Source organism: Amaricoccus sp., from assembly GCF_047602525.1.
GTDB lineage: Bacteria > Pseudomonadota > Alphaproteobacteria > Rhodobacterales > Rhodobacteraceae > Amaricoccus.
The window spans coordinates 3,754,583-3,781,360 of sequence record NZ_JASGHB010000001.1; the positions used below are offsets into that span (position 1 = coordinate 3,754,583).

Here is a 26,778-nt window from a genome sequence, read left to right on the forward strand (position 1 = left end):
GGCTTCTCCTCTGACCGACTGTTGGTTCGGTCTAGGCAGCCCCGGTTAACAAGGCGTTGTCAGCCGTTCGAGGTCAGAAGGTTCAGGATCCCCTGCGACCCCGAGCTGCTGCCGCTCTGCAGGAGCGTCAGCGCCGCCGCGCCCCGGCTGTTGGCGGACACGCCTTCCTTGAGCTGCGCCGTGACGAGGAAGCGGTTCATCACCGTCGTCACCGCGTCGGCGTCCTGGAACGCCGCGAGAGTGTCGGTGCCGAACAGCTGCTCGGTCTTCTGCGCGAGGGTATCGCGCTGCTTGTCGATGTCGATGTTGACGAAGGAAGCGGGCAACCCGTAGGCGCCCTCGAACACCGCCCGCAGCGGCTTCGAGGCGAGCACGGTGTACCAGCTCTTGCCCGTGCCCGCGGAAAGGGCGCCGATCTGGTCGCGGAAGTTCATGGCGAGGCGCATGGTGTCGCTCACCTCGCCCACCGCCGCCTGGAAGGCGTTGGTCTTGTAGGCCTCGGTGATCTTCGCGGCGAAGCCGGTCTTCGCCGTCTGCGCCCCGGCCTCGTTGCCGAAGCCGAAGTCCGCGGCCATCCTGGCATAGGTGGTGTCCGCCAGCCGGTTGGCAAACGAGTCCTCGGCCTCGGTGCCCTCCTCGAGCGCCTTGCGGATGAACGCCTTCGCGTCGATCTTGTCGCTGAGGCCATAGGCGCCGAGCGCGACCTTCAGCAGCCGGCGGTCGGCGACGAGATCCGCCGCCGACTTGATGGTGCCGATCTTCTGCGTGAAGTACTCGACATCCTTCTGCACCTCGGCGCTCTTGTCGAACGCCGCCTTCTGCGCGGTCTCGGTGCGCTGGAGAAAGCGCCAGCCGGCGATGCCGGAGAGCGGGACGACCGGGGTGTAGCTCATGGCCTCACTCCGGCCGGATGCCGAGCAGGCGCGCCTCGCGGGGCATCAGGCTGCGCAGCGCCCGCATCGCCTGATAGAACCGCCGGGTATTGGTCGCCTCGGTCGCGGCGTCGAGGGCCGCGCGGCTGTCGGCGTCCTGGAACACCTGGCTGAGCTGCTCGATGCCGCGCAGCAGCTGCCGCGCGCCTTCCTCCGGGTCGGCCTCGCCGGCCAGCACCAGCTGGGCGACGTAGCACACCCGCTTGACTGGCGTCTTGGCCTCGTCGGGATGGATCGCGTCGCGCAGGCGCAGCACGTTGGCGTCCGGGGTCAGCACGTTGAGCCGAGCCCGCCGGTCGCCGTTCTCCATGACGACGCCGTTGATGAGCACCCGTTCGCGGGGCCCGAGCTTCAGCACCAGGCCGCTCATGCTGCCCTCTCCGACTCTCCACGCAGACCCTTCATGATCGCGGTGTTGATGTCGATGAGCGCCTCGGCGCTGGCGTGGCGGCCGACGACGGCGCGGCCATGCCGGCGGACGAACTCGGCGAGCGAAACGAGCTGCGCACGCAGCGCCGGCGGCAGCTGGTTGCGGTCGTCGATCAGGTCGTCCTCGAGCATGCCCCAGAGCTTGGAGTTTTCGAGCACGGCCTCGCACAGGGCGGGGAAGTTGCCCTTGCCGGCTTCGTGCGCGTCGCGCAGGCGACGGGTCACGGTGGCAAAGGCGGAATACTCGGCGTCACGCGCGGTCCGGGTGGCGTTGACGTTGCCGTAGGCGGCGCGGGCGTTGGAATTGGGGGTCATGTCTCTTCCTCTCGTTGCCGGCACTCCGGGGGGAGGGGCGGCCGGCGGGCGTCAAGGCGCAGGGCGGGCACGTGGCCCGCCCTGCTCCGGATCAAATCACCTGAACAGCGAGAGGATCGTCTGCGGCGTCTGATTGGCGATCGACAGCGACTGGATGCCGAGCTGCTGCTGGGTCTGCAGCGCGGTGAGGCGGGCCGAAGCCTCCTCCATGTCCGCGTCGACCATCGCACCGATGCTCGTCGTGAAGTTGTCGGTCAGCTTCGAAACGAAGCTTGCCTGGGCTTCCAGACGGGCCTGGGCCGAGCCGAGCGACGCGGCGGCGCCGTTCACCGTGTCCGCCGCGGTCGAGACCGCGCCGAGCGCAGCGGTACGACCCGCGGCAGTGCTCACGTCGATGTTGGTGAGCGAGCTGAGGCCGCCCGAGTTCGCCGGCGTCAGCGAGAAGGCGACGTTGCGGTCAACCGCGCCGGTGCCGTCGTTGTTGACGATGAGCTCGCCCGGGTTGCCCAAGTCGTAGTCGAGGGAGAAGCCGGTCACGCCCATCGCATCGACGGCCGCCTTGAGCTTGACCGCGATCACGTCGGCCGGCGAGGTCGCCGCCAGGTCGTCCGTCGTGACCGAGTAGGTCGTGGCCTTGTTGCCGACGGCGATCGAGATCTTGTCGCCGACCGCAAAGTTGGTCGCATCGAGCGTGATGGTGTCGGCCGCAGTGGTGGCGGCGCTGACGGAGAAGGCAACGAGATCGCCGTCGGCGGCCGGAACCGCGGTCGCAGCCGTGAAGGCGTTGCGCGCCGTGCCGACGGTGCCGGTGGACAGGTCGAAGCCGGTCACGCCGATGAACGCCGCCGACTGAGCGCCCGTGGAGTCGCGGGTCAGCGACGACAGGACGTCGGTGGTGCCCGTCGAGCCGACGAAGTTCAGGCCGTTGATCGAGGCGGCGTCGACGATGCTCTGCATCTGGGCAGTGAGCGCGTCGATGTCATCCTGGATCGTCGAGGTGTCGGCACCGGCGGCCATGGACGCCGTGACCTTCGACTTCATCTGGGTCAGCAGGTCGGAAATCTGCTCGGCGGCGTCCACGCCGGTACCGACCGCCGCGATCGAGGCGTTGAGGCTGTCGGAAACCTGCTTGAAGCTGGAGACGTCGCTGCGCATGGTCTGGGCGATCGCCCAGGTCGAGGCATTGTCCTTCGCACCGGAGATCTTGAGACCGGTGGTGATCTCGTCCTGCGCCTTCGAGAGGCTGGAGTTGGTCGCCTTGAGGGACTGGAGGGCGGCCATGGCGCTGGTGTTGGTCAGGATGGAAGTCATGGTATCCTCGTTTGGTTGCGGTGCTTTCGACGCCGCTATGGCTTGGATGACACCGTGTTCCGGTGCCGGGGTTCCGCCTTCTGCGCTTGCGATCCGGTTTCCCTCCTTCGGGCCCGTCCGCGCCGGCCTTTCGACTGCGTGAAGGGACATTCGGCGAACACCGTGAAGCAAGAATGAAACGGGCTGGCGGATCATGCTTAACAACTGTCTGGGAAGACTTGCATTTTTCTCGATTGTTTTCGGGGGCGCCTTGCTCGCCTGTGCGGCGTCGGCCGATCCGCCCGGTCCCGGCCGCCGCGGGCCTGCAATCTATGGCGACTGGCGGCTCGATTGCCGGGCCGCGCCCTGCACCGCCTACATGCCGCTGCTCGGCACCGATGGCAGCGAGGTGCTGCGCCTCGCGCTTCCGCGCGGCGGGGCGGCGCTGACCGTAGGCACGGCGTTGCCGGTCTTCGTGCCGGATGGGGTCGTCCTGTCGATCGGCGCGCGGCCGATTCGCACGACGCCCTGGCGAACCTGCGGTCCCGACGGCTGCGAGGCGTGGTTCGCCCTGGATCCCGAGCTGCTCAATTCGCTGCGGAACGAGCGGGGGGGCAGCGTGACGTTGAGCCTCGCCGATGGCACGCCGGTGCGCCTGACCGTCAGCCTGCGCGGTTCGGCGGCGGCGCTGCGGGCCCGCGACGGGGTCAGGCCCGCGGGCTGACCGGATCGAGCAGGGCGGCCACCGTCGCGATCAGGTGGTCGGAGGCGAACGGCTTCGCGAGCAGCGGCACGTCGCGAAAGCCCGCGGGCAGTGCCGAGCGCCCATAGCCGGTGGCGAACGCGAACGGCACGCCCCGCGCCTGCAATGCCTCGGCGATCTCGCCGACCGGCCGGCCGCGCACGTTGGCGTCGACCAGCGCGGCGTCGAGCCTGGTCTCGGCGATCAGCGCCAGGGCCTCGTCGATGGTTCCCGCGGGGCCCACCACGTCCCAGCCCGCGGCGGCCAGCTGTGCCTCTATGTCCATCGCGATCAACGCCTCGTCCTCGACGACCAGCACGCGCCGGACACCCGGCGCCGCGGCCACCTCGCCGCCCACGTCCGGCCGCGTCTCCGGGCGCAGCCTGTCCTGCGGCAGCGGCAGGACCATCCGGGCCGCGAACATGTCGGGCCGGTCGTCCACCCGCACCGTCGCGTCCACCCCGTCCAGCATCCGCTCGATCACCGCCATGGCGCGCCGATCGTCGGTCGCGGCCGCGCCGGACCGCGGCGTTTCCTGCCACTCGAGTTCCAGCGCGGCGTCGCACCGCAGCCGCCACCTGACGTCCGTCTCGCTGCCCGCCCCGCCCATGGCCAGCTCGTTCAGGGCGAGCGCCAGCGGCACCACGAGGCGCGGGTCGAGCACGACGTCCTCGCCGGAGACGCGTACCGCCGCCTGCTGCGCGATGTCGGGGCCCGTGTCCGGCTCCGTGATGGCCTGCACCAGCTCGCGCAGGTCGGCGCCCTGAAGGCGGCTCCGGACCAGCAGGTCGTGCGCCACCCCAAGCGCCCGCAGCCGCCCGGTGAAGCTCGCGACGAAGCGCGCGGGTTCGACGCTGCCCGACAGCGACAGCATCGCGATCGACTGCATCGTGGCCAGCGCGTTGTTCACCCGGTGGGTCAGTTCGTCGAACAGCTTCGCCTGCAACCGCTCGGTCCGTTTGCGCGCGGTGACGTCGCGGGCGATCTTGGACGCGCCGACCACCGTGCCGGTTGCGTCGCGCAGTGGCGAGATGGTCAGCGAAATGTCGACCCGGCGGCCGTCCCTGGCGATCCGCACGGTATCAAAATGCTCGACCCGCTCGCCCCGCCGCAGCCGGTCGAGGATCGACTGCTCCTCGTCGTGGAACTCTGGCGGAATGATCCGAAGGATCGACTCCCCGAGCATCTCTTGCGCGCTATAGCCGAATATCCGCTCCGCCGAGCTGTTCCACGAGGTGATGCGTCCTTCGAGCGTCTTGCTGACGATCGCATCGTGCGACGAAGCGACGATTGCCGCGAGCCGCGCCCGATCCACCGCCTCGCCGGCCGTGCCGCTGTCCTCGGCCACGATGGCGACCACGCGCGTGGGCCGGCCGTCGTGATCGCGCTGCACGCGGGTCGAGATCACCACCGCGATCGGCGCCCCATCGCCGCGGTGCGCGGTGAACCGCGCGCCGGAGACCTCCTGGCCGTCGAGTCCGAGGGCAAGGGGGCAGGCCGGGCCGCGCGCTCCGCCTCGGCCGGTCAGGCCGAGCATCTCGACGAGGCTCGCACCCACGCGACCGGCCGCGAGCTCTGCCGCGGCGCGGTTCCGCGAAACGGGCGTTTGCCCAAAGTGCAGGGAAAATACGGCGACAGGCAGCGCCGCCAGCAGATCGCCTTGGTCCACCAGGTCCATCTCGTGCGCCACTCGCGATCCTCGGGCAAGCGTCACCCCGGGCACGTGGCACAGAGCAGCTGGAGTCTCGAACGCTCCTGACGGTGCCGTGTTCCGCCGGCTCCAAAAAGAAAGGGCGCGGCGGCCGTCCGGCTACCGCGCCCTTCCGATCCGTCCGCGCCGCTCAGTGCAGCTTGGTCAGCAGCTCGTCGAGCGACTTCTTCGCATCGCCGTAGAACATCCGGGCGTTGTCCTTGTAGAAGAGCGGGTTCTCGATCCCGGAGTATCCGGTGCCCTGGCCGCGCTTCATGACGAGGACGTGCTTCGCCTTCCACACCTCGAGCACCGGCATCCCGGCGATCGGCGAGTTCGGGTCTTCCTGCGCTGCCGGGTTCACGATGTCGTTCGAGCCGATGACGATGGCGACGTCGGTGTTCGGGAAGTCCTCGTTGATCTCGTCCATCTCGAGCACGATGTCGTAGGGGACCTTCGCCTCGGCGAGCAGCACGTTCATGTGCCCGGGCAGGCGGCCGGCGACCGGGTGGATGCCGAAGCGCACTTCCTTCTTCCGCGCCCGGAGCCGGCGCACCAGCTCGGCCACCGACTGCTGCGCCTGCGCAACCGCCATGCCGTAGCCGGGGACGATGATGACCGAGTCGGCGTCGTCGAGCATCGCGGCAACGCCGTCGACGTCGATCGCCACCATCTCGCCCTCGATCTCCATCGCCGGGCCGGTGGCGCCGCCGAAGCCGCCGAGGATGACCGAGACGAAGTTCCGGTTCATCGCCTTGCACATGATGTAGGAGAGGATCGCGCCCGACGAGCCGACCAGCGCGCCGGTGACGATCAGGAGATCGTTCGACAGCGTGAAGCCGATCGCGGCCGCGGCCCAGCCCGAGTAGCTGTTCAGCATCGAGATGACGACCGGCATGTCTGCGCCGCCGATCGCCATGATGAGGTGCCAGCCGATGAAGCCTGCGATCAGCGCCACGAGGATCATCGTCCAGATGCCGGCGCCCATGAAGTAGAGGATGCCGAGGATCAGGCAGACGAGGCCCGCGCCGATGTTGATCGCATGCCGGCCGGGCAGGGTCAGCGGCTTGGACGAGACCTTGCCTGACAGCTTCAGGTAGGCGACGATCGAGCCGGTGAAGGTGATCGCGCCGATCAGGATGCCGAGGAACACCTCGACCCGCATGATCGACAGCTCGACCGGCGTCTTGTGGGCCAGCGTGGCGGCGAAGCCGACCAGCGGCTCCGTCGATCCGCTGGCGAGATGCGCCGCGACCCGCGCCGCCTCGACGTCGGCGTTGAGGCCGATGAACACGGCGGCGAGACCGACGAGGCTGTGGAAGCCGGCGACCAGCTCCGGCATCTGGGTCATCTGCACGCGCGACGCGACGAACGCGCCGGCGACGCCGCCGACGATCACCATCGGCGCCAGCAGCCAGTAGTGGCCGGAGCCGCCGAAGATGGTGGCGATGACGGCGAGCGCCATGCCGATGATGCCGTACCAGATCGCCCGCTTGGCCTTCTCCTGGTCGGAGAGGCCGCCGAGGGCGAGGATGAACAGGATCGCCGCAGCGATATAGAAGGCGGTGACGAGACCGAGGCTCATTGTCTTGGTCTCCTCAGGACTTCTGGAACATGGCGAGCATCCGGCGCGTGACCAGGAAGCCGCCGAAGATGTTGACCGACGCCATCAGCGTCGCGAGCGCCGCGAGAATCGCGACGAACACGCTGCCCGAGCCGATCTGGAGCAAGGCGCCGAGGATGATGATCGACGAGATGCCGTTGGTGATCGCCATCAACGGCGTGTGCAGCGCGTGGCTGACGTTCCAGATCACGTGGAAGCCGACGAAGCAGCTGAGCGCGAACACGATGAAGTGCTGCATGAAGCTGACCGGCGCAACGGTGCCGATCAGGAGCAGCAGCGCCGTGCCGATGACGAGGAGCGCGGTGGTCCGGTTCGACGCCTTCTTGAACTCCGCCGCCTCGCGCGCCGCCTTTGCCTCGGGCGTCTCCTCGACGGCCTTTGCCTTCGGCTTCTGCGCGGCGATCGCCGCGATCTTCGGCGGCGGCGGCGGGAAGGTGATGGCGCCGTCCTTGGTGACGGTGGCGCCGCGGATGACGTCATCCTCCATGTTGACGACCGGCTGGCCGTCCTTGGCCGGCGTCAGGTCGTCCATCATGTGACGGATGTTGTTGGCGTAGAGCGTCGAGGCCTGCGTCGCCATCCGGGAGGGGAAGTCGGTGTAGCCGATGACCTTGACGCCGTTCGGCGTCTCGATCGCCTGGTCGGGCACCGTCAGGTCGCAGTTGCCGCCCCGCTCGGCCGCGAGGTCGACGATCACCGAACCCGGCTTCATCCTCTCGACCATGTCGGCGGTCCAGAGCTTCGGCGCCGGACGGCCGGGGATGAGCGCGGTGGTGATGACCACGTCCATCTCGGGGGCAAGCTCGCGGAACTTCTTGAGCTGCGCTTCGCGGAACTCGGGGCTCGACGGCGCGGCATAGCCGCCGGTCGCCGCACCGTCCTGCTGCGTCTCGGCGAAGTCGAGGAACACGAACTCCGCCCCCATCGACTCGATCTGCTCGGAGACCTCGGGGCGGACGTCGAAGGCGTAGACGATGGCGCCGAGCGAGGTGGCGGTGCCGATCGCGGCAAGGCCCGCGACGCCCGCGCCAACCACCAGAACCTTGGCCGGCGGCACCTTGCCCGCGGCCGTCACCTGGCCGGTGAAGAAGCGGCCGAAGTTGTTGCCCGCTTCGATCACCGCGCGATAGCCGGCGATGTTCGCCATGGACGACAGCGCGTCCATCTTCTGCGCGCGGCTGATGCGCGGCACCATGTCCATCGCGAGCGCCGTCACGCCCTTGGCCTTCAGCGCCTCGAGCAGTTCGGTGCTCTGCGCCGGATAGACGAAGCTGATGACGATCTGCCCGGGCCGCGCCAGCTCGACTTCGGAGGCTTCCGGCGGACGCACCTTGGCCACGACGTCGGCCTCGGCCCACAGGGCGGCCGCGGACTGCACCACGGTGACGCCGGCCTCCACATAGGCGGCGTCGGAGAATCGCGCGGCCTCGCCGGCCCCGGATTCAACGATGCACTGGTAGCCGAGCTTCTTCAGCGCGGCGGCCGACTGCGGGGTCAGCGCAACGCGCTTCTCCCCCGCGAAGATTTCCTTCGGCGCTCCGATCTTCACGGCCGGGTGTTCCCCCTCTTCCCCCGTTTCGCCCACCGGAGAATCGGGCGGGCGAGACATATTGTTGCGCCGGACGGCGCGGGCGTCCGCGCTTTTTTAGGGAGGCGCCCCAGCGAAGTCAAACCTGCGTGAGGCTACTGGTAGGCGACGATAGTCGTGGCGCCGCTTCCAACGCCGAGCTGTCCCGGTGTGCCCGCGAAGACGTTGAGATCGGTCAGTCCCTCGATGCCGTCGACGATGCCGGTGCCGGTATACTGCCAGAACGCCCACGCCTGCCCGGGATAGACCTCGGACGGGTGCCCGGCCACGGAGCGCAGCCAGAACGGATAGCCCCGCAGCTCCCACAGGCGGTTGTCCTGATAGAAGTCCACCGTGGTGTAGATCACCGGCCGCTTGCGGTAGTAGACGCTGATCGCCTGGAGGAAGGTCAGCGCCTCGCGCTGGACCGTGGCGGGATCCGGGCGCAAGGTGCAGGTCTTGGACTTGTGGGTCCATTCGAGGTCCAGCACCGGGGGCAGGGCGGACTCGTCGCGCGGCACGTGGTTCATGAACCATGCCGCCTGCTCCAGCGCCGGCCGGCAGAAGTAGAAATAGTGATAGGCGCCGCGCGCGACCCCGGCCGAGCTGGCGCCGGCCCAGTTGTCGAGAAATCGCTCGTCGGCATAGTCGCCGCCCTCGGTCGCCTTGATGAAGGCGAAGCCGACGCCGGAACCGCGCACCCGATACCAGTCGATGTCGCCCTGGTACTTCGAGACGTCGATGCCGTGGACGGAATACTGCGCCGGCGTGATGCCCGACCATTCGTGCGGGTCGGCGTCGCCGAAGGCCCGCGGGATCCCGGCTGCGCGGCTGATGCTCGGCGCATCGCTCGATCCACCGCCACAAGACATGAGCACGCACGCAGCGATGGCCGCGAGTACGACGCGCATGATGAACTGCCCTCGATATATGCCTGTTTTGGCACAGTATAGGTCCGGGCCGGGAGGGCGTCACCAAGTTTTTGTTGTAAATTCTATGGATCTGCGCCGGTCCGAGAGGCCGGGGGCGTCAGCCTTTCAGCCCGTCCAACTGCCGGTCGATCTCGAGCCGGAGGTCGTCCACCGCTTTGCCATAGGCATCGAGCGTCGTGGCGGCGGCAGGTAGCCGGGCGCCCAGTTCGGCACGCCAGAGATAGGCCGCGAGCGCCAGTCCGGCGAGCATCAGCGCCAGCGCGAGGCCCCGCCCGAACCGGCTCGGGCGCGGGTTGCGCCGCGGGGGCGGCAGGTCGTCCCGTCCGGTCCCGAGATCGAGCCGCGGCGCCGGGCGCAGCGCCAGGCCATCGCCCGCCAGCATCGGCCGCTCCGCCGGCTTTGCCGGCACCGCTCGCGGTGAGGGCCGCGGGAGAGGCGCCATCGGGGCAGCCACGGCGTCGGGCGCCACCGAAGGCGAAGGGGCAGGCCCCGGCGACGCCAGATCGGGCTCTACCGGCTTGAGTTCCCCAGGCTTGGACTCCACCGGCTCGGACTCCACCGGCCCGGGCTCCACCTGTTCGGCCGATAGCGGTTCGGGCATTGTCGGTTCGGGTGTTGTCGGCTCGCTTGTCGGCTCGAACGCCGCCGCCGCTGGTGCCGCCGCCGGCACCGGGCCCGGCTCGGCAACTGCGGCGGGCGTCGGCGTCGGCACGGCCCGCAGGTGCGAGCGCGCCTCCAGCCGCTGCATGATCTCGTCTTCGCTCTCCGTCCGCGGCGCCGCCCCCCGCACGAACCAGCGGGTATGGCAGTCGGTGCATTGCACATGCCGCCCGGCCACCGGCACCATGGCGTCGGCGATCTCGTACTCGGCACCGCAGGTGGGGCAGGTCAGTCGCATCGACACCTCGGGAGAACGGCCGGGGGAGTCGGCCGCGCGCACCTTCTATCCCCGGGCGCCGGGCATTCCAAGCGCACCCGCTTCCCGGGCCGACCGCCCCGTGTCTGCCACCTCTGTCCGAGCGCGAGCGACTCCACCGCCGGCGTATGGCGCGCGTCTCCCTCGCCGCGCGGCCATTCCGTCGGGGCGGGCAGCGTCGGGAAGATCGCGCCCCTTGCCGTTCCCGGCCGCTGCCGGCAGGTGACGATGCCTGCCACCCACCCGTTGGCTCGAGGCTCTTCATTGATGAGAGCGAACACGGAACATCTGCCCGCGCCCGGTCAAGCGCTCCCGTCCAGCCGGGCGAGACGCTCCGCCTCCCGGGGCATGCGGGCAAGCGTCGCGGCCAGCCGCGCACGCCAGGAAGGCCCGTTCGCCAGCGCCGCCGCATACGCCTCCGCGAGGTCGTCCGGCCGCTCCTCGGCCAGCACGTCGATCAGGAAGGCCGCCTGGGCCCTGTCCTTGCGGGCCTTCAGTGCCTCCGGGCCCTCCCTGCGCCGGTCGGCGACGATGAGCTTGTGGATGGCGAACCGCTCCGGCCGCGGGACCTGCACCAGGACGCCCGCCCGGTAGAGCAGTGGCGTCCGCAGCGGCTCGGCGATCAGGAAGTTCAGGAAATGCAGGCTCTGCGCGCTCACGCCCAGCGCGGGCAGGTCGCGGATGCCCTCGTCGGCGCTGAACGAGGGCGTCAGGAATTCGATGAGCGTTGTCCGGTCGGTCTGGCGCCAGCGCCAGACCCTGCCGGCGTCGAGCGAGGGGGTCGGCTCGAACTTCAGCTGGGAGAAGACATCGCCGAGCGAATCCCCCACGCTGTCGCCGAGCACGATCGACAGCCGCTCGAAGCTCGCGATGTCGATATCGTCCGTCACCGCCGCATGGTCGAGGCCGATGCGCACGCCAAGCTCGCCCTCGTAGAGCCGGAAGGCCTGGGTGCCGACGAGGGTGCCGCCGAGACGGAAAACCCCGGCCCGCGCCATGGCCGAGATCGCCTGTCCGGTGCCGGCGTCGGCCATGAGATAGCCCTCGGCGCGCAGCACGCGCATCAGCCGCGCCCGGCTCTGCTCGTTCTCCTTCAGCGCACGGGCGATCGCCGCGCTCCGCTCCAGACGCTCGCGCAGTTCGGGCGTGTCCTCGCCGATGTAGCGATCGACGACCTCGGTCCCCAGCCGGTACTGGTCGTACCAGTATCGCTTCCGGCCGACGGTCTTGAGCTTCGGAGAGCCCCGCAGGTCGGACAGGCTCGCGTCCTTCAGCATCCGCAGCAGATCGGTCCAGGCGGCGGTTCCGATGGCACTGTGATGCTGGACCATTCGCCTACCCTACGAAAAATGATTCGTAGGGTAGCACGCCATCCACTCCAATCCTACCCTACGAATAATTTCCTGTAGGGTAGGCTCAGCCGCCGAGATACGGCGTTGGGTCGACGTTGGTGGTGCCGCGGAACACGTCGAACTGCAGCTCGGGCTTGTCGCGCTCGGCCACCTTGCCGATCACCTGGCCGCTCTGAACCCGGTCGCCCTCCTTCACCGTCACGTCCGAAAGCGTGGAGTAGGTGGTGATGAGATCGTCCTTGTGGCGGATCAGCACGATGGTGCCGAGCCCGCCCACCGCGTCGGTGACGGCCGCCACCTCGCCCGACCCGGCCGCATGCACGGCCGTCCCGGGCGCGGCCGAGAAGGCGATGCCGTTCGGATGCGCCGCGTTGAACTTGCGCGTGACGGCGCCGCTCACCGGCGCGCCAAGCCGCCCGCCCTGGGGCGTGCGGTACTGACCGAGGTTCGGCGAGGCCGGCTCGGCCGCCTCGGCGATGTCGTCGGGCAGCGGCTCGGCGGCCAGTGGCGGCGGCGCGACGGGCGTGCCCTGGCCGGGCTGGGTGTCGACGTCGGCGGCGCTCGAGATCCGGTTGGCGTCGCTGACGATCGGGATCAGCAGCTCCTGCTTCTCCCGAACCGCGAGATCGGGCCCGAGCCCGTTCCACGAGGCCAGCGCCGTCACCGACACGCCGTAGAGCCGGGCGATGGAATAGGCGGTCTCGCCCTTCTCGACGCGGTGGCGCACCGGGTCGATCAGCGGGGTCTTCTGGCCGTTCTGGAACGGATTCGCGCTGCTCCCGGCCGCAGCCGGCGCCGGGGTGGTGCCGCCGGACGGGCTGGCGCCGTCGATCGCCGCCGCGGCGGTCGCGGCCGACCACGCGCCGCCGAGCGGCTGGGTCGACACGCCGCCGTCGTCAAGGCCGGTCGCGGGGCGGGCCACCCCGTCGGGCAGCAGCAGCACCTCGCCCTGGTGCAGCAGATAGTCCGCCGGCAGCGCGTTGCGCTTGGCCAGCGCCTCCGGCGTGGTGCCGACCCGGGCCGCGACGCTCTGCAGCGTGTCGCCGTCCTTCGTCACGGCCACCTGATAGCTCGCGTAGGTGATGACCCCGCGCGAATCCTCCGGCAGGTTCTGCACCGCGGGGGCAGGGGCCGCCGCGTCCACCGGACCGGCGTTGCCTCCCCACGGGTTCCAGGAGTTGCCCGCGCATCCGGCAACCCCGAGCGTCGCCGCAAGGACCAGCGCGAGACGCGCGATCGCAGCCGGACGGAGGGCCGAGTCGCTGCTGTCGGGGGTGCGCCGCATGCCCCTCTCTCCCGTCATTCCCACTCCGGTCACTCCAATACGTCGTGGGCCACGCCCTCCACAAGGGGAACGAATCGCACGGCGCCGAGGTCGGTGTAGTCGAGCCCGGTCTCGGTCTTGGCGATGCGGATCAGCGTCTGCACCGCGTTCGACTGCCCGACGGGCAGCACCATGATCCCGCCGGGGCGCAACTGGTCGATCAGCGGCTGCGGCGGATCCTCGGCGGCGGCGGTCAGGATGATCCGGTCGAACGGCGCCTGCTCCGGCAGCCCGAGCGAGCCGTCGCCGTGCACCACGGTGATGTTGTGCATCGCGAGTTTCAGCAGCAGATCCTTCGCCCGCCGCGCCAGCCGCCGGTGCCGCTCGACGGTATAGACCCGCCGGGCGAGGCGCGACAGGATCGCCGCCTGATAGCCGGAGCCCGTGCCGATCTCGAGCACCTTGCAGCGCCGCGTCACCTCCAGCGCCTGGGTCATCAGCCCGACCACGGTCGGCTGGCTGATTGTCTGGCCGCATTCGATCGGCAGCGGCGTGTCCTCGAACGAGCGCTCGCGAAAGATCCCTTCGAGGAAGTCGGCGCGCGGCGTCGACTCCATCGCCTTCAGCACCTCGGCGTTCGTCACCCCGCGCGAGCGCAGGGTGAAGACGAACTGCATCTGCTGTTCCGCGGGGTGCATGGGCGCAAGCCTCGCCCTAACCGAGGGCCTGCGCAAGCGGCGTGAGCAGGGCGCGCACCGTCAGGTCGGCCGAAAGCGGCGTCACGGTGACGAAGCCGTCGTGGCACTCGCGCGAATCCGAGCCCTCCGCCGTGCCGGCGTTGCCCGTCGCGTTGGTGAGCCAGAGGAACGTCCGCCCGTTCGGCGCCACATGCGGCAGCACGCCGAAGGTGGGCGCGGGGCGGGCGCCCTGGACCGTGGCGCGCACGCCGCGCACCGCCTCGGCGGCCACCGCGGGAAAGTTGATGTTGTGGAACGCGGCGTAGGGCGTGCGCGGCCAGATGTCGGCCGCGAGCAGCCGCCGGATCACCTCCGGCCCGTGCGCCCGTGCCGCCGCGAACGGATCGGCGGGCGCATTGGCCGGGGCGCCGTAGTATTGCGACAGGGCGATCGAGCGAAACCCGTGCAGCGCGCCCTCCATCGCCCCGCCGATCGTGCCCGAGTAAACCGTGTCCTCGGCGACGTTGTGGCCGCGGTTGACGCCGGACAGGATCAGGTCCGGGGGCGCGTCGCGCATGATCTCGCCGACGCCGGCGAGCACACAATCCGCGGGCGAGCCTTCGACGGCAAAGCGCCGCTCCCCGAGCTTTTCCAGCCGCATCGGGCGGATATAGGAGATGCAGTGGCCGACCCCGGACTGTTCGAACGCGGGTGCGACGGTCCAGACCTCGCCGCCGTCCCCCGCCAGCGCCGCGGCGATTTCCTCGGCGACCACGAGGCCGGGCGCGCTGATGCCATCGTCGTTCGTGACCAGAATCCGCATTCCGCCGCCCCTCTCCCCGTTTGGCGGCCGTTCTAGGGAGAAGCCGCGGGCGCGTCCAGCGGGGCCGGGCGAGGTGGGCGCGCGAAATCAGGGGGCTCTACGCGTGAAGCGGCGGGCAGTGCATTGTAAAATGGCAGCTTGGTACATGATGCGATGCTTGTGCGACCGAAGCGGGCGCCTGCGCACGCGAGTTGCAGGTGCGACAAGCGAAGGCACGGCTTTCGCCGCGCCAACGGCAGGGAGCGCGGGGACCGCGCGGAGACCGTCAGGGGTGGAGATTTCTGCGGAAGGGCGCCAATCCGGCCGTGGCTGCACCGGCTGGCGCGGCAACGCGTCTGCTCCCCGCAGGGGCAGCCGCGGACGGACTTGTCGACGGACATCCGTCAGGCGTCATCGTCTCGACTCGCGGGAGGCGGGGGCCTTCGTGGTGCGGCGGGTTGCCCGAAGCCCATGCGGCGACCCGATGCGCCGAGCGCCCCGCTACAGCGCCAGCCGGTATCCCGCCGCCTCGGCGATGTGCCGGCGCTCGACCGTCGCGCTTGCCTCGAGGTCGGCGATGGTGCGCGCCACGCGCAGGACCCGGTGATAGGCCCGGGCGCTCAGGCGAAAGCGGGCGGCGATGTCGGTCACGAGCTTGCGCGCGTCCTCACTCGGCTCGACGATGGCGTCGAGCAGCTCGCCTTCGGCATCGGCATTGACGCTCACGCCGTCGATGCCCTCGAAGCGCGCCCGCTGCACGGCCCGCGCCGCGGCGACCCGGGCGCCGATGGCGGCGCTCGGCTCGCCCGAGGGCGCGGCCGACAGTTCCTCCACCGGCACCTGCGGCACCTCGACCCGCAGGTCGAAGCGGTCGAGCAGCGGCCCGGAGATCCGCCCGAGATATTCCGCCCCGCACTCCGGCACCCGGGCGCAGGCGCGGGCCGGGTCGGCCAGATGCCCGCAGCGGCAGGGATTCGCCGCCGCGACCAGCATGAACCGGCAGGGATAGCGCACATGCGCGTTCGCCCGCGCCACCACCACATCGCCGGTCTCGATCGGCTGGCGCAGCGTTTCGAGCACCGTGCGCGGAAATTCCGGCAGCTCGTCGAGGAACAGCACGCCATGATGCGCGAGGCTGACCTCGCCCGGTTTCGCCGCCCGGCCGCCGCCGACGATCGCGGCCATCGAGGCTGTGTGATGCGGCGTGCGGAACGGCCGGGCGCGCGAGATGCCGCCCTCGTCCAGCAGGCCGGCGAGCGAATGGATCATCGAGGTCTCGAGCGCCTCGGCCGGCTCCAGCGGCGGCAGGATCCCGGGCAGCCGCGCCGCCAGCATCGACTTGCCGGAACCGGGCGGGCCGACCATCAGCAGGTGATGCCGCCCGGCCGCGGCGATCTCCAGCGCGCGCTTGGCCTTCTCCTGGCCCTTCACCTCGGAGAAGTCCTTGAGCGGCCCCGTCGCGGCCACCGTCCCCGGCTCCGCCGGCGGCAGGGCACCGCGGCCGGTGAAGTGGTTGACGAGCGCCAGCAGCGACTTCGGCGCGATCACCTGCACCGCCCCCACCCACGCCGCCTCCGCGCCGCAGGCCGCCGGGCAGACCAGGCCGCAGTCGGCCTCGGCCGCGGCCAGCGCGGCGGGAAGCGCCCCGATCACCGGCACCAGCGAGCCGTCGAGCGACAGCTCGCCCAGCGCCACCTGCGCCGCCACCTCGTCGGTCGGCAGCACCTCCATCGCGGCCAGCAGCGCCAGCGCGATGGGCAGGTCGAAATGCGAGCCCTCCTTGGGCAGGTCCGCCGGCGAGAGGTTCACCGTGATGCGCTTCGCCGGCAGCGCGAGGCCCATCGCAGTCATTGCCGCGCGCACCCGCTCCTTCGCCTCCGAGACCGCCTTGTCGGGCAACCCGACCAGATTGAACGCCGGCAGCCCGGCGGTGATGGCGCACTGCACCTCGACGAGGCGCGCCTCGACCCCCTGGAAGGCCACCGTATAGGCGCGCGCCACCATGCGCCGAAAGCTCCCGCGTTGCGATGCGGGCGACCGTGGCGGCGCGGCGTTGCGGAAGGGTTAACCGCCCGGCGGCTGTCTGGAGAATCGGCGGCGGAGGGCCGGCGAGAGGATTTTCGAGATCCCGTCCTTCAGACATGAACGCGAAAGACCCGCGAGGCCGAGCCGTCGGGGGCTTGCCGCCTCTCAGGCCAGCGGCCCGCGCCATGGCACCTCGGGCAGGTCGAGGTCGTGGTGCTCCTGCTCGACCGGATCGGCCACCACCGTCCGCGCCATCGCGCGCGCCGCCGGGTCGGCCGGCCAGAGACCGGCCTCCGGGTGCCGCTCGGCCAGCGTCTCGGCGATGGCGAGGCTGTCCCACAACGCGCGCTCCCGGCCATCCGCCGCGATGCGGAGCGCCGGCACCGTCCGCGCCGCGCCATAGCGCAGCAGCAGCGCTGGCAGGTCGGGCGAATAGAGCCGGCCGACCTCGAGCGTCACCGGCAGCCCGAAGCGGACGAACGTCAGCCAGCCGCGCAGGGACCAGCTGGAATAGGCGCGGTCGGCGATCGCGAGCGTGTACATGGCTTCGGCCTTCTGCCGTCGCCGCCACAGTTCACGCCATCGTGCGGTGGCGCAAGCCCGCTGGTGAAGAATGCTCCGATTGCAGCGGAATCCCGCAGGTTTCCGGGCAGTTGCCGCGAACTGGCGCCCGGCGGCCGCCGAACCGCCGCGGCGTCGCGGACGCAAATGCCCTATGAATGGAACGTCGGGGGTGATCCAGGGGTTCAGTCCGCGCGTAGCACGTTCAGAGACAGTTAAGGCAGGCTTGGATCGGGGCGCTCCCGCGCGCCGCGGAGCAACAGGAGGGCGCGACATGGCATTCCAGGAACCCGGGCTCCGAACGGTTGCGCGGCGCGCGATGGGCGCGGAGATGCTCGACGCCGAGACCGAGCTGGCGCTGGCCCGCGCCTGGCGCGACGAGCGCGACGAAAAGGCGCTGCACCGGCTGGTGAATGCCTACATGCGCCTCGCGATTTCCATGGCCTCTCGCTACCGCCGCTACGGCGCGCCGATGCCGGACCTGATCCAGGAGGCGGGCGTCGGGCTGATGAAGGCGGCCGAGAAGTTCGACCCCGACCGCGGCGTGCGCTTTTCCACCTATGCCGTGTGGTGGATCAAGGCGTCGATCCAGGACTACGTGATGCGCAACTGGTCGATGGTGCGCACCGGCTCCACCTCGTCGCAAAAGGCGCTGTTCTTCAACCTGCGCCGCGTTCGTGCCCGGCTGGAGCGCGAGGCCGGTGCGAACGGCGAGATCCTCGACGGCCAGCAGCTGCGCGAGAAGATCGCCGAGGAGGTGGGCGTGCCGCTGCGCGACGTCGAGATGATGGATGCCCGCCTCGCCGGCTCCGACTTCTCGCTCAACGCGCAGCAGGCGGGCGAGGAGGGCCGCGAGTGGCTCGAGACGCTGGAGGACGATGCGCCGCAGGCGGCCGAGACCGTGACGCGGAACGCCGACCTCGACCGGGTGCGCGGCTGGCTCGCCGACGCGCTGGGCTCGCTCAACGCCCGCGAGCGGATGATCATCGTCGAGCGCAAGCTCCGCGACGAGCCGCGCACGCTCGAAAGCCTCGGGCAGGAGCTCGGGCTCTCGAAGGAGCGGATTCGCCAGCTCGAGGCGCAGGCGCTCAACAAGCTGCGCAAGCGCCTCGAAGCGACCACCGGCTCGGCTGCCGAGTTGCTGACGACCGCCTGAAGCGGAATCGCGTGACCCTCCCGGCGGCGCATGCGATAGTGCCGCCGGTTCTTCAGGTCGCGGAGTTGCTTGCGTGCAACGGGTTCGGATTGCAGCACTGGCGTGCGCCCTGCTGCTGCCGGGCGCAGCGAGCCCGTCCAGCCTCGCCGAGGTCGTGGCCGGGGCGAAGGGCGCGGACATCGTTGTCGTCGGCGAAGTCCATGACAATCCCGCGCATCACGACAACCAGGCCGCAGTCGTGGCCGCGCTCCAGCCGGACGCGCTGGTGTTCGAGATGATCCCGCAGACCGCCGAGGACGAGGTGAACGACCTGCGCACGCACGGCGCCGGGCCCGGACAGATCGCCGCCGCGCTGCGCTGGGACCAGAGCGGCTGGCCGGACTTCGCCTTCTATGCCGCCATCCTCACCGCGGCCCCCAACGCGCGGGTCTTCGGGGCAGAGCAGTCGCAGGCCGACGTCAAGCGGGCGATGGTGGAGGGCGCGGCCGGTGTCTTCGGGCCGGATGCCAGCACCTACGGCCTCGACAAGCCGCTGCCGACGCCGGAACAGCTGCGCCGCGAGGCCGAGCAGGCGGCCGCGCACTGCGGCGCGCTGCCGGCCGAGATGCTGCCCCGCATGGTCGAGGCGCAGCGCCTGCGTGATGCCGAGATTGCCGACGCGGCGCTCTGGGCGCGCACCATGACCGGGGACGGCAAGGTGGTGGTGATCGCCGGCAGCGGCCACGCCAGCCGCCGCCGCGGCGCCCCCGCGCTGCTGGCACTGGCCGCGCCCGAGCTGAAGGTCTTCGCGGTCGGCCAGTTCGAGACGCCGCCCGACGATGCCGCCGACTACGACGCCGTGCTGCTCGCGCCCGTCGTTCCCCGGGGCGATCCCTGCGCCGGCCTCACCCCCGGGGAGCCGTGACCGCGATGCCCAAGGGTCTCCGTCCGCAGTTCTGGCGGCGCTATCCTCTCGACGAGCTGACCCGCGCGGAATGGGAGGCGCTCTGCGACGGCTGCGCCAAGTGCTGCGTCGTCAAGCTGGAGGACGAGGACAGCGGCGAGGTCGCCTATACCAACATCGCCTGCCGCCTGCTCGATCTCGACAGCTGCCGCTGCGGGAACTATGCGCTGCGCCGGCAGTTGGTCGCAGGTTGCGTCGCGCTCGGGCAGGAGAACCTCGAGGAGGTGCTGGCCTGGATGCCGCGCAGCTGCGCCTACCGGCTGGTCCACGAGGGCCGCGACCTGGAGCCGTGGCACCCGCTGATCTCCGGCGATCCGGAGAGCGTCCATCGGGCCGGCGTATCGCTCAAGGGGCGCATGGTGCCGGAGTATTCGGTCGACGAGGACGACTGGCCGGACCATGTGATCGAGGAGGACGTCTGATGTGGTTCGCTTCCGATAACACGAGCCCTGCCGCCCCCGAGGTCATGGCGGCGGTGCTCCGCGCCAACCAGGGCCATGCGGCGTCCTACGGCGCCGACGCGGCGATGGCCCGTGTCACCGAGCGGCTGCGCGAGGTGTTCGAGGCGCCGGATGCGGCGGTCTATCTCGTGCCGACCGGCACCGCGGCCAATGCGCTGGCCCTCGCCTGCCTGTGCCCGCCCTGGGCGACGATCTACTGCCACCGCACCGCCCATGTGGAAGAGGACGAGTGCGGTGCCCCGGAGTTCTACACCGGCGGCGCGAAGCTCACGCTGGTCGACGGCTCGCATGGCCGGATCGCGGCCGAGGCCCTTGAGGCCGCCCTTGGGTTCACCGCCCGGGCCGGGGTCCACAACGTGCAGCGTGGCGCGCTCAGCCTCACCAACGCCACCGAGGCCGGCACGGTCTACACGCCCGCCGACGTGGCGCGCCTGTCTGGCCTCGCGCGGCGGCACGGGCTGCCGGTCCACATGGACGGTGCGCGATTCGCGAACGCCCTCGCCTTTCTCGGCTGCACCCCCGCGGAGCTGACCTGGCGCGCCGGCGTCGACGTGCTGAGTTTCGGCGGCACCAAGAACGGCTGCATGGGGGTCGAGGCGGTGATCCTGTTCGATCCCGCGCGGGCATGGGAGTTCGAGCTGCGGCGCAAGCGGGGCGGGCACCTGTTCTCGAAGCACCGCTATCTCTCGGCGCAGATGGAGGGCTATCTCGGCGACGATCTCTGGCGCACGCTCGCCGGCGAGGCGAACGCTCGCGCCCGGCAGCTTTCCCAGGGCCTGGCGGCGCTGCCGGGAGCGCGACTGATGCATCCGACCGAGGCCAACGCGGTCTTCGCCGCCTGGCCGCGCGCCGGTCACCGCGCGGCCCGCGCCGCCGGGGCGCAATATTTCCTCTGGCCCGGCCACCAGAGCCTCGAAGGCGCGCCCGACGATCTGCTGTCGGCCCGGCTGGTCTGCAACTGGTCGACGACCGAGGCGGATGTCGACGCTTTCCTCCAGACCCTGCACACCGGAGCCCCCGTGGCGGTTCGGTAATTTCGTTTCAACATGTCTCGTCATTTGGTCGTATTCTTGCGCAAGATTGTTGCGTGAGCGTTCGTCCCGGGTTATGGTGCGTTGCACAAACTGGGGCGAGGGTCCGAGGCTGGACATGCGCGAACACACTTCTCCGGCCCGCCCGCTCTCCATGGGCCCGCTCTCCATGGGCCCGATCTTCATCGACGACATCGAAGTCGGGATGGAGCGCTCGGTGGCCAAGACGATCGGCGATCGCGAGATCGCGCTCTTTGCCGAGCTGTCGACCGACCACAATCCGGTGCATCTCGACGACGACTATGCCCGGGACACGATCTTCGAGGGCCGCATCGCCCACGGCATCCTGACCGCGGCGCTGATCTCCGCCGTCATCGGCCAGCAGCTGCCCGGTCACGGCACGGTCTACCTGAAGCAGAGCCTGCGCTTCCGCGCCCCCGTCCGCCCCGGCGACCGGGTGGAGGCGAGCGTCGTGGTCCGCGAGGTCGACCACGCGCGCTGCCGGGTCACGCTTGATTGCGCCTGCCGGGTGGGCGATACCGTGGTGCTCGACGGCGAGGCGCTGGTGCTCGCGCCGAGCCGCAAGTTCGACTGACGCGACGGGGCGGGCTTCATCGGCCCCGCCAGGGGGCCCATGAAGCTGATCCGAGACTATCGCGGGCTCGCGGCCGCCGATCGCGGCGCCGCCGTGGCGATGGGCAACTTCGACGGCGTCCACCTCGGGCACCAGTCCGTGCTGGCCCTTGCCCACGCCGCTTCCGCCGAGCTTGGCGTCCCGTTCGGCGTCGTCACCTTCGAGCCGCACCCGCGCGCGTTCTTTGCGCCCGGCGCGCCGCCCTTTCGCCTCACCACCGCCGAGGCGCGCGCCAGCCGCATGGCGAAGCTCGGCGTCGAGGTGCTCTACGAGCTGCCCTTCACGCCCGACCTCGCCGGGCTCGAACCGCGGGCCTTCGTCCGCGACGTTCTCGTCGAGGGCCTCGGCGTGCGCTTCGTCGCGGTCGGGGCCGATTTCCGCTTCGGCCGGGCGCGCAGCGGCGACACCGAGGCGCTGAAGACGCTCGCGGACGGCTTCGGCGTTGCCGTCGCGCCGCTGGTCTCGGATCACGCGGGCGACTATTCCTCCACCGCGATCCGCGCCGCGCTGGCCGCCGGCGAGCCGCGCCGCGCCGCACGCATCCTCGGCCACTGGCACCGGGTGCAGGGCAGGGTGGAACACGGCAAGAAGCTCGGCCGCGAGCTTGGCTTTCCGACCATCAACCTGTCGCTCGACGGCCTGCACCTGCCGCGGTTCGGCGTCTATGCCGTCACCGTCGACGTGCTGAGCGGCCCGCACCGTGGCCGCTACCCCGGCGCCGCGTCGTTCGGGGTGCGCCCGACCGTCTCCGGTGACGGGACGCCGAACCTCGAGGTCTATCTGATCGGCTTCAGCGGCGATCTCTATGACGAGGAAGTCTCGGTCGGCCTCGTCGACTTCCTGCGCCCGGAAGTGCGCTACGACACGCTCGAGGCGCTGGTCGGGCAGATCGGTCGCGACGTCGAGGACGCCCGCGCCCGCCTCGCCGAAGCCGGGGCGATGTGACACCGCTGCTCACCCCGCGCCTGCGGCTGCGACGGTGGGAGCCGCGCGACGCCGTGCCCTTCGCGGCGCTGAACGCCGACCCGGAGGTGATGCGCCACTTTCCGGCCCCGCTCGACCGCGCCGCGAGCGACGCGCTGGTCGAGCGCCTCGAGCGGGCGTGGAGCGCGGCCGGCATCGGCTTCGCCGCCGTCGAACGCCGCTCCGATGGCGTCCTCATCGGCATGGTCGGCCTCAACCGGCTCGCCCTGCCCGAGATCGGACCGCCGCAGGATGGCGCGCTCGAGGTCGGCTGGCGCCTCGCCCGCGCGCACTGGGGTCAGGGCTACGCCACCGAGGCGGCCCGCGCCTGGATCGACCACGGCTTCGCCACGTTCCCGGACGACGAGATCGCCGCCATCATCGTGCCGGCGAACCTCGCCTCGCAGGCCGTGGCGCGACGCCTCGGGATGCGGCCGCAGCCGTCGCTGGGCTTCGAGCACCCGCGCATCCCCGAAGGCCATCACCTGCGCCGCCACCTGTTTTTCACGCTCCCGCGGCGCGCCTGAAACAGCCATGCATCGGGCGCATGGCGGCTTCCCGGGCTTTGTGACGGTCTGTCACGCACGCGTCACACGAAAACGTTAAAGCAGCCGCGAACAAGCTGTCACATGGGGATCTCCCGATGCGTCTTTCCTTCCTCGGCGCTGCCTTCGCGGCTGCCATCGCCATCGCCGCGGTGGGCGCCCAAGCCCACGCCGAGACCCGCCTCACCGGCTCGGGCGCCAGCTTCCCGTTCCCGCTTTATTCGGCCTGGTTCAAGGACTTCTCCTCGAAGTCCGACGGCATCACCGTCGACTACCAGTCGAAGGGCTCGGGCGCCGGCATCCAGGACTACCTGAACAAGGTCGTCGACTTCGCCGCCTCCGACTCGGCCATGAAGGACGAGGACATCGCCAAGGCCGGCGGCAACGCCGTGCTGCTGCCGATGACGGCGGGCGAGATCGTGCTCATCTACAACCTGCCCGGCGTTTCCGAGCTGAAGCTGCCGCGCGAGGTCTACCCGCAGATCTTCCTCGGCCAGATCACCAACTGGAACGACCCGAAGATCGCCGCCGCCAATCCGGGCGTCACGCTGCCCGACATGCCGATCACCGTCGTCGTGCGGTCCGACAGCTCCGGCACCACCTTCAACTTCACCAACCACCTGTCGGCCATCGACGCCGACTTCAAGGCGGGCCCGGGCGTCGGCAACTCCGTGCAGTGGCCGGCCTCGAGCAAGCTGGTGAAGGCGCCGAAGAACGACGGCGTGACCGCCACCGTCATGCAGACGCCGGGCGCGATCGGCTACACCGAGTTCGGCTATGCCAAGCTCACCGGCACGCCGATGGCCGAGCTGGAGAACAAGGCCGGCAAGTTCATCCCGGCCGGCGGCGAAGGCGGTGCGGAAGCGCTCGCCACCGCGCAGTTCGACGACCAGATGCGCGCCTTCATCACCGATCCGGAGGGCGACAGCGCCTATCCGATCGCCACGTTCACCTGGATGATCTTCCCGAAGTCGGTCGCCGACCCGGCGAAGGCCGAGGCGATGAAGCAGCTCGTGGCCTACGGCCTGACCGACGGCCAGGCGATGGCGGAGAGCCTCGGCTACATCGAGATGCCCGAGGCGGTGATCGAGAAGGTCAAGGCCGCGGCCGAGAAGATCGGCGCCGGCTCCTGAGCCTGACGCGAAACGGAAACGTCGCCGGCGCGGTCAGGGGGACCGCGCCGGCTTTACCTTCGGGGGCAAGCGGATGAGTTCCACCGACTTCAGAGAAGAGGGCAGCCGGTCGGCATCGCGGCCGCCGTCGCCGGGCGAGATCCTCGGCGATCGGCTGTTCCGCGGCGGTGCCTACGCGGCGGGTGGGCTCGTCGTCCTCCTGCTCGCCTATATCCTCTGGGAAATCGGCTACCGCGCCATGCCCGCCATGGAGCGCTTCGGCTTCGGCTTCCTGACCGGCGCCGTCTGGGATCCGGGCAAGGAGCAGTTCGGCGTCCTCGCGGAGATCTGGGGCACGCTCTACAGCTCGATCCTCGCCCTCGCCATCGCCGCCTTCTTCGGCGTCGCGGTCGCGATCTTCCTGACCCAGGACTTTCTCGACGCCCGCCTCGCCCGGGTGTTCCGCACGGTGATCGAGATGCTGGCGGCGATCCCGTCGGTGGTCTACGGCCTCTGGGGTATCTACGTGGTGATCCCGGCGCTCCGCCCGATCGCGGCGTTCCTCCACGACACCTTCGGCTGGTTTCCGCTGTTCTCCACCTCGTTCTCCGGCCCCTCGATGGCGCCGGCGGTGATCGTGCTCGCGATCATGGTGCTGCCGACCGTGGCGGCGATCAGCCAGGACGCCTTCACGCTCATTCCCTACAAGACCAAGGAAGCGGCCTTCGGCCTCGGCACGACCCGCTGGGAGGCGATCACCAAGGTGATGATCCCGACCGCGACCTCCGGCATCTTCGCGAGCCTCGTGCTCGGCTTCGGCCGGGCGCTCGGCGAGACGATGGCGCTCGCCATGCTGATCGGCAACTCGAACCAGATCAGCTGGTCGCTGTTCTCGCCGGCGAACACGCTGGCCTCGCTCCTCGCCTCGCAGTTCCCCGAAGCCAGCGGCATCGAGACCGAGGCGCTGATGTACGCCGCGATCGTGCTCCTCGTCATCTCGCTCGCGGTGAATGTGGTCGGCACGCTCATCATGGCGATGTCCTCCAGGCAGAAGGTGAGCTGAGGTGGTTGCGATCATGACCGACAATCCGGGTACGCCCGACCTGCGCCATTCCTTTGGCGACCGTCGCGCCCTCCGGAACACCGTCCTCACCGTGCTGCTGTGGATCGTGGCGCTCGCCGCCGCGGTGCCGCTCCTCTCGGTGCTCTACATGCTCATCACCCGCGGCGGGGCCCGGCTCAGCCTCGCGCTCTTCACCGAGCTGCCGCCGGCCGGGTTCGAGATGGGCGGCGGCTTCGGCAACGCCGTGGTCGGAACACTGGTGGTCGTGGCGCTCGCCACGCTGTTCTCCGTCCCCTTCGGCATCCTCGGCGGCATCTTCCTCGGCTTCATCGCGCCGGACAGCAAGCTCGCCGACCTCACCCGCTTCATTGCCAAGGTGCTGACCGGCTTTCCGTCGATCCTCGCCGGCGTCTTCGTCTACGCGTCGCTGGTGCTCTGGATGGGCACCTACTCGGCGATCGCCGGCGGCGTCGCGCTCGCGGTGCTGATGCTGCCGACGATCATGCTGACCGCCGAGCAGTCGATCCGCATGGTGCCGCAGCGGATGAAGGACGCGGCCTTCGGCATCGGCTGCACCCAGACCCAGGCGATGCTGCGGGTCGTGCTGCCGACGGCGATGCCGGGCATCCTGACCGGCGTCATGCTCGCGGTCGCGGGCGCGGCCGGCAACTCGGCGCCGCTGCTGTTCACCGCGCTCTTCTCGAACTACTGGATCTCCAGCCTGCGCGAGCCGACCGCCTCGCTCGCGATCCTCATCTACAACTTCTCGGGCATGCCGTTCCCGAACCAGATCGAGCTCGCATGGGCTGCCTCGCTCGTCCTCGTGCTCATCGTGCTCGCCTTCAACATCCTCAGCCGGCTCATCAGCGCGCGTCGCGTCTGACCCCGGAACCGGAGATCAAACCCATGTCCGTCCTCGAAATGGCCCGCCCCGCCGCTGCCACTGCCGCGCAGTCGAAGGTCTCGTCCACCCCGGCAATCGACGCGAAGATCGACAAGATCCACTACGGCAAGTTCCTCGCCGTCCGCGACACCGACATCGCGATCCAGAAGAACGGCATCACCGGCTTCATCGGCCCGTCGGGCTGCGGCAAGTCGACCGTGCTGCGCTCGCTCAACCGCATGAACGACCTGATCCCGAGCTTCCGCCTCGAGGGCCAGGTCAACTTCCTCGGCCAGGACATCTATGCCCGCGACGTGAACCCGGTGGTGGTGCGCCGGCACATCGGCATGGTGTTCCAGCAGCCGAACCCGTTCTCGATGTCGATCTTCGAGAACGTGGCCTTCGGCCTGCGCCTCAACCGCTACAAGGGCGACTACAAGCAGCGCGTCGAGTACGCCCTGCGCCGCGCCGGCCTCTGGGACGAGGTGAAGGACAAGCTCAAGGAGAACGGCCTCGCCCTCTCCGGCGGCCAGCAGCAGCGCCTGTGCATCGCCCGCGCGATCGCCACGGAGCCGACCGTGCTGCTCATGGACGAGCCCTGCTCGGCCCTCGACCCGATCGCCACGCGCATCATCGAGGAGCTGATGCTCGACCTGAAGAAGGACTACACCGTCTGCATCGTCACCCATAACATGCAGCAGGCGATGCGCGTCGCCGACACCACCGCCTTCTTCTCGGTCGACATCTCCAAGGGCGGCCGCACCGGCTTCCTCTGCGAGGTCGGCGAGACCGAGCAGATCTTCCACGACCCGAAGCAGGACCTGACCAAGCGCTACATCTCCGGCGAATTCAGCTGAGGCCGGTGGAAG

The 26,778-nt window shown here is 70.1% G+C and carries 27 protein-coding genes; 12 read left to right on the forward strand and 15 right to left on the reverse strand.

Annotated elements, in window-relative coordinates; translation table 11 throughout:
* Window positions 1-59 precede the first annotated feature (59 nt).
* The 4 genes from QM699_RS19210 to QM699_RS19225 all read right to left on the reverse strand — a co-directional run bounded on the left by QM699_RS19210 (window position 60) and on the right by QM699_RS19225 (window position 3,137).
* Window positions 60-893 carry a DUF1217 domain-containing protein gene (locus QM699_RS19210; protein ID WP_415012593.1) on the reverse strand — a complete coding sequence of 278 codons (834 nt, stop codon included), beginning with the start codon at window positions 891-893 and terminating at the stop codon, window positions 60-62.
* Between the two features lie 4 nt (window positions 894-897).
* Window positions 898-1,302 carry a flagellar biosynthesis repressor FlbT gene (gene flbT / locus QM699_RS19215; protein WP_415012594.1) on the reverse strand — a complete coding sequence of 135 codons (405 nt, stop codon included), beginning with the start codon at window positions 1,300-1,302 and terminating at the stop codon, window positions 898-900.
* Window positions 1,299-1,676: a flagellar biosynthesis regulator FlaF gene (gene flaF / locus QM699_RS19220; protein ID WP_415012595.1), complete on the reverse strand. Its 378-nt coding sequence runs from the start codon at window positions 1,674-1,676 to the stop codon at window positions 1,299-1,301. Before flaF ends, flbT begins: the two co-directional genes overlap by 4 nt.
* Window positions 1,677-1,772: 96 nt before the next feature.
* Window positions 1,773-3,137 carry a flagellin gene (locus QM699_RS19225; protein ID WP_415012596.1) on the reverse strand — a complete coding sequence of 455 codons (1,365 nt, stop codon included), beginning with the start codon at window positions 3,135-3,137 and terminating at the stop codon, window positions 1,773-1,775.
* 100 nt (window positions 3,138-3,237) lie between these two features.
* Here QM699_RS19225 and QM699_RS19230 point away from each other — a divergent pair, with 100 nt between their 5' ends.
* Window positions 3,238-3,690, forward strand: a complete 453-nt coding sequence (locus QM699_RS19230; protein WP_415012597.1) for an invasion associated locus B family protein — start codon at window positions 3,238-3,240, stop codon at window positions 3,688-3,690.
* Here the strand turns inward: QM699_RS19230 and QM699_RS19235 are convergent.
* From QM699_RS19235 to QM699_RS19285, 11 genes are all read right to left on the reverse strand, one after another.
* A complete protein-coding gene (locus QM699_RS19235) occupies window positions 3,674-5,398 on the reverse strand; it encodes a PAS domain S-box protein (RefSeq protein WP_415012598.1) in 1,725 nt (574 codons plus the stop codon). The two genes, QM699_RS19230 and QM699_RS19235, sit on opposite strands and share 17 nt — an antisense overlap.
* Window positions 5,399-5,549: 151 nt before the next feature.
* Window positions 5,550-6,983 carry an NAD(P)(+) transhydrogenase (Re/Si-specific) subunit beta gene (locus QM699_RS19240; protein ID WP_415012599.1) on the reverse strand — a complete coding sequence of 478 codons (1,434 nt, stop codon included), beginning with the start codon at window positions 6,981-6,983 and terminating at the stop codon, window positions 5,550-5,552.
* 13 nt (window positions 6,984-6,996) lie between these two features.
* A complete protein-coding gene (locus tag QM699_RS19245; protein WP_415012600.1) occupies window positions 6,997-8,571 on the reverse strand; it encodes a Re/Si-specific NAD(P)(+) transhydrogenase subunit alpha in 1,575 nt (524 codons plus the stop codon).
* Between the two features lie 134 nt (window positions 8,572-8,705).
* Window positions 8,706-9,503 (reverse strand): GH25 family lysozyme, encoded by a 798-nt coding sequence (locus QM699_RS19250; RefSeq protein ID WP_415012818.1) that lies wholly within the window; start codon window positions 9,501-9,503, stop codon window positions 8,706-8,708.
* A gap of 115 nt (window positions 9,504-9,618) precedes the next feature.
* The gene (locus QM699_RS19255; RefSeq protein ID WP_415012601.1) at window positions 9,619-10,461 is read right to left on the reverse strand and encodes a zinc-ribbon domain-containing protein; all 843 of its coding nucleotides are present in this window, start codon (window positions 10,459-10,461) and stop codon (window positions 9,619-9,621) included.
* 278 nt (window positions 10,462-10,739) lie between these two features.
* Window positions 10,740-11,768, reverse strand: coding sequence for a GSU2403 family nucleotidyltransferase fold protein (locus QM699_RS19260; protein WP_415012602.1), 1,029 nt, complete (start codon window positions 11,766-11,768; stop codon window positions 10,740-10,742).
* An 85-nt stretch (window positions 11,769-11,853) separates the two neighbouring features.
* Window positions 11,854-13,074, reverse strand: a complete 1,221-nt coding sequence (locus QM699_RS19265) for a peptidoglycan DD-metalloendopeptidase family protein (protein WP_415012603.1) — start codon at window positions 13,072-13,074, stop codon at window positions 11,854-11,856.
* Window positions 13,075-13,103: 29 nt separating this feature from the next.
* Window positions 13,104-13,751, reverse strand: a complete 648-nt coding sequence (locus QM699_RS19270; RefSeq protein WP_415012604.1) for a protein-L-isoaspartate(D-aspartate) O-methyltransferase — start codon at window positions 13,749-13,751, stop codon at window positions 13,104-13,106.
* Window positions 13,752-13,767: 16 nt separating this feature from the next.
* Window positions 13,768-14,553, reverse strand: a complete 786-nt coding sequence (gene surE / locus QM699_RS19275; protein ID WP_415012605.1) for a 5'/3'-nucleotidase SurE — start codon at window positions 14,551-14,553, stop codon at window positions 13,768-13,770.
* A 480-nt stretch (window positions 14,554-15,033) separates the two neighbouring features.
* Entirely contained in the window at window positions 15,034-16,536 is a 1,503-nt protein-coding gene (locus tag QM699_RS19280; RefSeq protein WP_415012606.1) for a YifB family Mg chelatase-like AAA ATPase, read from the reverse strand.
* A gap of 186 nt (window positions 16,537-16,722) precedes the next feature.
* Window positions 16,723-17,100 carry a glutathione S-transferase N-terminal domain-containing protein gene (locus QM699_RS19285; RefSeq protein ID WP_415012607.1) on the reverse strand — a complete coding sequence of 126 codons (378 nt, stop codon included), beginning with the start codon at window positions 17,098-17,100 and terminating at the stop codon, window positions 16,723-16,725.
* A 292-nt stretch (window positions 17,101-17,392) separates the two neighbouring features.
* Between QM699_RS19285 and QM699_RS19290 the strand changes: the two genes are divergently transcribed.
* The 11 genes from QM699_RS19290 to pstB all read left to right on the forward strand — a co-directional run bounded on the left by QM699_RS19290 (window position 17,393) and on the right by pstB (window position 26,766).
* Window positions 17,393-18,274 carry an RNA polymerase factor sigma-32 gene (locus QM699_RS19290; RefSeq protein WP_415012608.1) on the forward strand — a complete coding sequence of 294 codons (882 nt, stop codon included), beginning with the start codon at window positions 17,393-17,395 and terminating at the stop codon, window positions 18,272-18,274.
* Window positions 18,275-18,347: 73 nt separating this feature from the next.
* Window positions 18,348-19,178 carry a ChaN family lipoprotein gene (locus tag QM699_RS19295; RefSeq protein ID WP_415012609.1) on the forward strand — a complete coding sequence of 277 codons (831 nt, stop codon included), beginning with the start codon at window positions 18,348-18,350 and terminating at the stop codon, window positions 19,176-19,178.
* Between the two features lie 5 nt (window positions 19,179-19,183).
* Window positions 19,184-19,639 (forward strand): YcgN family cysteine cluster protein, encoded by a 456-nt coding sequence (locus QM699_RS19300; protein WP_415012610.1) that lies wholly within the window; start codon window positions 19,184-19,186, stop codon window positions 19,637-19,639.
* On the forward strand, window positions 19,639-20,712 hold the full coding sequence (locus QM699_RS19305; RefSeq protein WP_415012611.1) for a threonine aldolase family protein: 1,074 nt from the start codon (window positions 19,639-19,641) through the stop codon (window positions 20,710-20,712). The genes QM699_RS19300 and QM699_RS19305 overlap by 1 nt, the downstream gene beginning before the upstream one ends.
* A gap of 115 nt (window positions 20,713-20,827) precedes the next feature.
* Window positions 20,828-21,304 (forward strand): MaoC family dehydratase, encoded by a 477-nt coding sequence (locus tag QM699_RS19310; protein WP_415012612.1) that lies wholly within the window; start codon window positions 20,828-20,830, stop codon window positions 21,302-21,304.
* A gap of 39 nt (window positions 21,305-21,343) precedes the next feature.
* A complete protein-coding gene (locus tag QM699_RS19315) occupies window positions 21,344-22,288 on the forward strand; it encodes a bifunctional riboflavin kinase/FAD synthetase (protein ID WP_415012613.1) in 945 nt (314 codons plus the stop codon).
* Entirely contained in the window at window positions 22,285-22,833 is a 549-nt protein-coding gene (locus QM699_RS19320) for a GNAT family N-acetyltransferase (RefSeq protein WP_415012614.1), read from the forward strand. The genes QM699_RS19315 and QM699_RS19320 overlap by 4 nt, the downstream gene beginning before the upstream one ends.
* 116 nt (window positions 22,834-22,949) lie before the next feature.
* Window positions 22,950-23,984, forward strand: coding sequence for a phosphate ABC transporter substrate-binding protein PstS (pstS, locus tag QM699_RS19325; protein ID WP_415012615.1), 1,035 nt, complete (start codon window positions 22,950-22,952; stop codon window positions 23,982-23,984).
* Between the two features lie 73 nt (window positions 23,985-24,057).
* The gene (pstC, locus tag QM699_RS19330; RefSeq protein ID WP_415012616.1) at window positions 24,058-25,026 is read left to right on the forward strand and encodes a phosphate ABC transporter permease subunit PstC; all 969 of its coding nucleotides are present in this window, start codon (window positions 24,058-24,060) and stop codon (window positions 25,024-25,026) included.
* A gap of 13 nt (window positions 25,027-25,039) precedes the next feature.
* Window positions 25,040-25,909 carry a phosphate ABC transporter permease PstA gene (gene pstA / locus QM699_RS19335; protein ID WP_415012617.1) on the forward strand — a complete coding sequence of 290 codons (870 nt, stop codon included), beginning with the start codon at window positions 25,040-25,042 and terminating at the stop codon, window positions 25,907-25,909.
* 38 nt (window positions 25,910-25,947) lie between these two features.
* On the forward strand, window positions 25,948-26,766 hold the full coding sequence (gene pstB / locus QM699_RS19340) for a phosphate ABC transporter ATP-binding protein PstB (protein WP_415012819.1): 819 nt from the start codon (window positions 25,948-25,950) through the stop codon (window positions 26,764-26,766).
* Window positions 26,767-26,778 lie beyond the last annotated feature (12 nt).

Excerpts from the sequence above, each read along its gene's own strand:
- QM699_RS19210 (WP_415012593.1), bottom strand. The coding sequence starts at position 893 with ATGAGCTACACCCCGGTCGTCCCGCTCTCCGGCATCGCCGGCTGGCGC.
- flbT (WP_415012594.1), bottom strand. The coding sequence starts at position 1,302 with ATGAGCGGCCTGGTGCTGAAGCTCGGGCCCCGCGAACGGGTGCTCATC.
- flaF (WP_415012595.1), bottom strand. The coding sequence starts at position 1,676 with ATGACCCCCAATTCCAACGCCCGCGCCGCCTACGGCAACGTCAACGCC.
- QM699_RS19225 (WP_415012596.1), bottom strand. The coding sequence starts at position 3,137 with ATGTCCCTTCACGCAGTCGAAAGGCCGGCGCGGACGGGCCCGAAGGAG.
- QM699_RS19240 (WP_415012599.1), bottom strand. The coding sequence starts at position 6,983 with ATGAGCCTCGGTCTCGTCACCGCCTTCTATATCGCTGCGGCGATCCTG.
- QM699_RS19260 (WP_415012602.1), bottom strand. The coding sequence starts at position 11,768 with ATGGTCCAGCATCACAGTGCCATCGGAACCGCCGCCTGGACCGATCTG.
- QM699_RS19265 (WP_415012603.1), bottom strand. The coding sequence starts at position 13,074 with ATGCGGCGCACCCCCGACAGCAGCGACTCGGCCCTCCGTCCGGCTGCG.
- QM699_RS19270 (WP_415012604.1), bottom strand. The coding sequence starts at position 13,751 with ATGCACCCCGCGGAACAGCAGATGCAGTTCGTCTTCACCCTGCGCTCG.
- surE (WP_415012605.1), bottom strand. The coding sequence starts at position 14,553 with ATGCGGATTCTGGTCACGAACGACGATGGCATCAGCGCGCCCGGCCTC.
- QM699_RS19280 (WP_415012606.1), bottom strand. The coding sequence starts at position 16,536 with ATGGTGGCGCGCGCCTATACGGTGGCCTTCCAGGGGGTCGAGGCGCGC.
- QM699_RS19285 (WP_415012607.1), bottom strand. The coding sequence starts at position 17,100 with ATGTACACGCTCGCGATCGCCGACCGCGCCTATTCCAGCTGGTCCCTG.
- QM699_RS19290 (WP_415012608.1), top strand. The coding sequence starts at position 17,393 with ATGGCATTCCAGGAACCCGGGCTCCGAACGGTTGCGCGGCGCGCGATG.
- QM699_RS19300 (WP_415012610.1), top strand. The coding sequence starts at position 19,184 with ATGCCCAAGGGTCTCCGTCCGCAGTTCTGGCGGCGCTATCCTCTCGAC.
- QM699_RS19305 (WP_415012611.1), top strand. The coding sequence starts at position 19,639 with ATGTGGTTCGCTTCCGATAACACGAGCCCTGCCGCCCCCGAGGTCATG.
- QM699_RS19310 (WP_415012612.1), top strand. The coding sequence starts at position 20,828 with ATGCGCGAACACACTTCTCCGGCCCGCCCGCTCTCCATGGGCCCGCTC.
- QM699_RS19315 (WP_415012613.1), top strand. The coding sequence starts at position 21,344 with ATGAAGCTGATCCGAGACTATCGCGGGCTCGCGGCCGCCGATCGCGGC.
- pstS (WP_415012615.1), top strand. The coding sequence starts at position 22,950 with ATGCGTCTTTCCTTCCTCGGCGCTGCCTTCGCGGCTGCCATCGCCATC.
- pstC (WP_415012616.1), top strand. The coding sequence starts at position 24,058 with ATGAGTTCCACCGACTTCAGAGAAGAGGGCAGCCGGTCGGCATCGCGG.
- pstA (WP_415012617.1), top strand. The coding sequence starts at position 25,040 with ATGACCGACAATCCGGGTACGCCCGACCTGCGCCATTCCTTTGGCGAC.
- pstB (WP_415012819.1), top strand. The coding sequence starts at position 25,948 with ATGGCCCGCCCCGCCGCTGCCACTGCCGCGCAGTCGAAGGTCTCGTCC.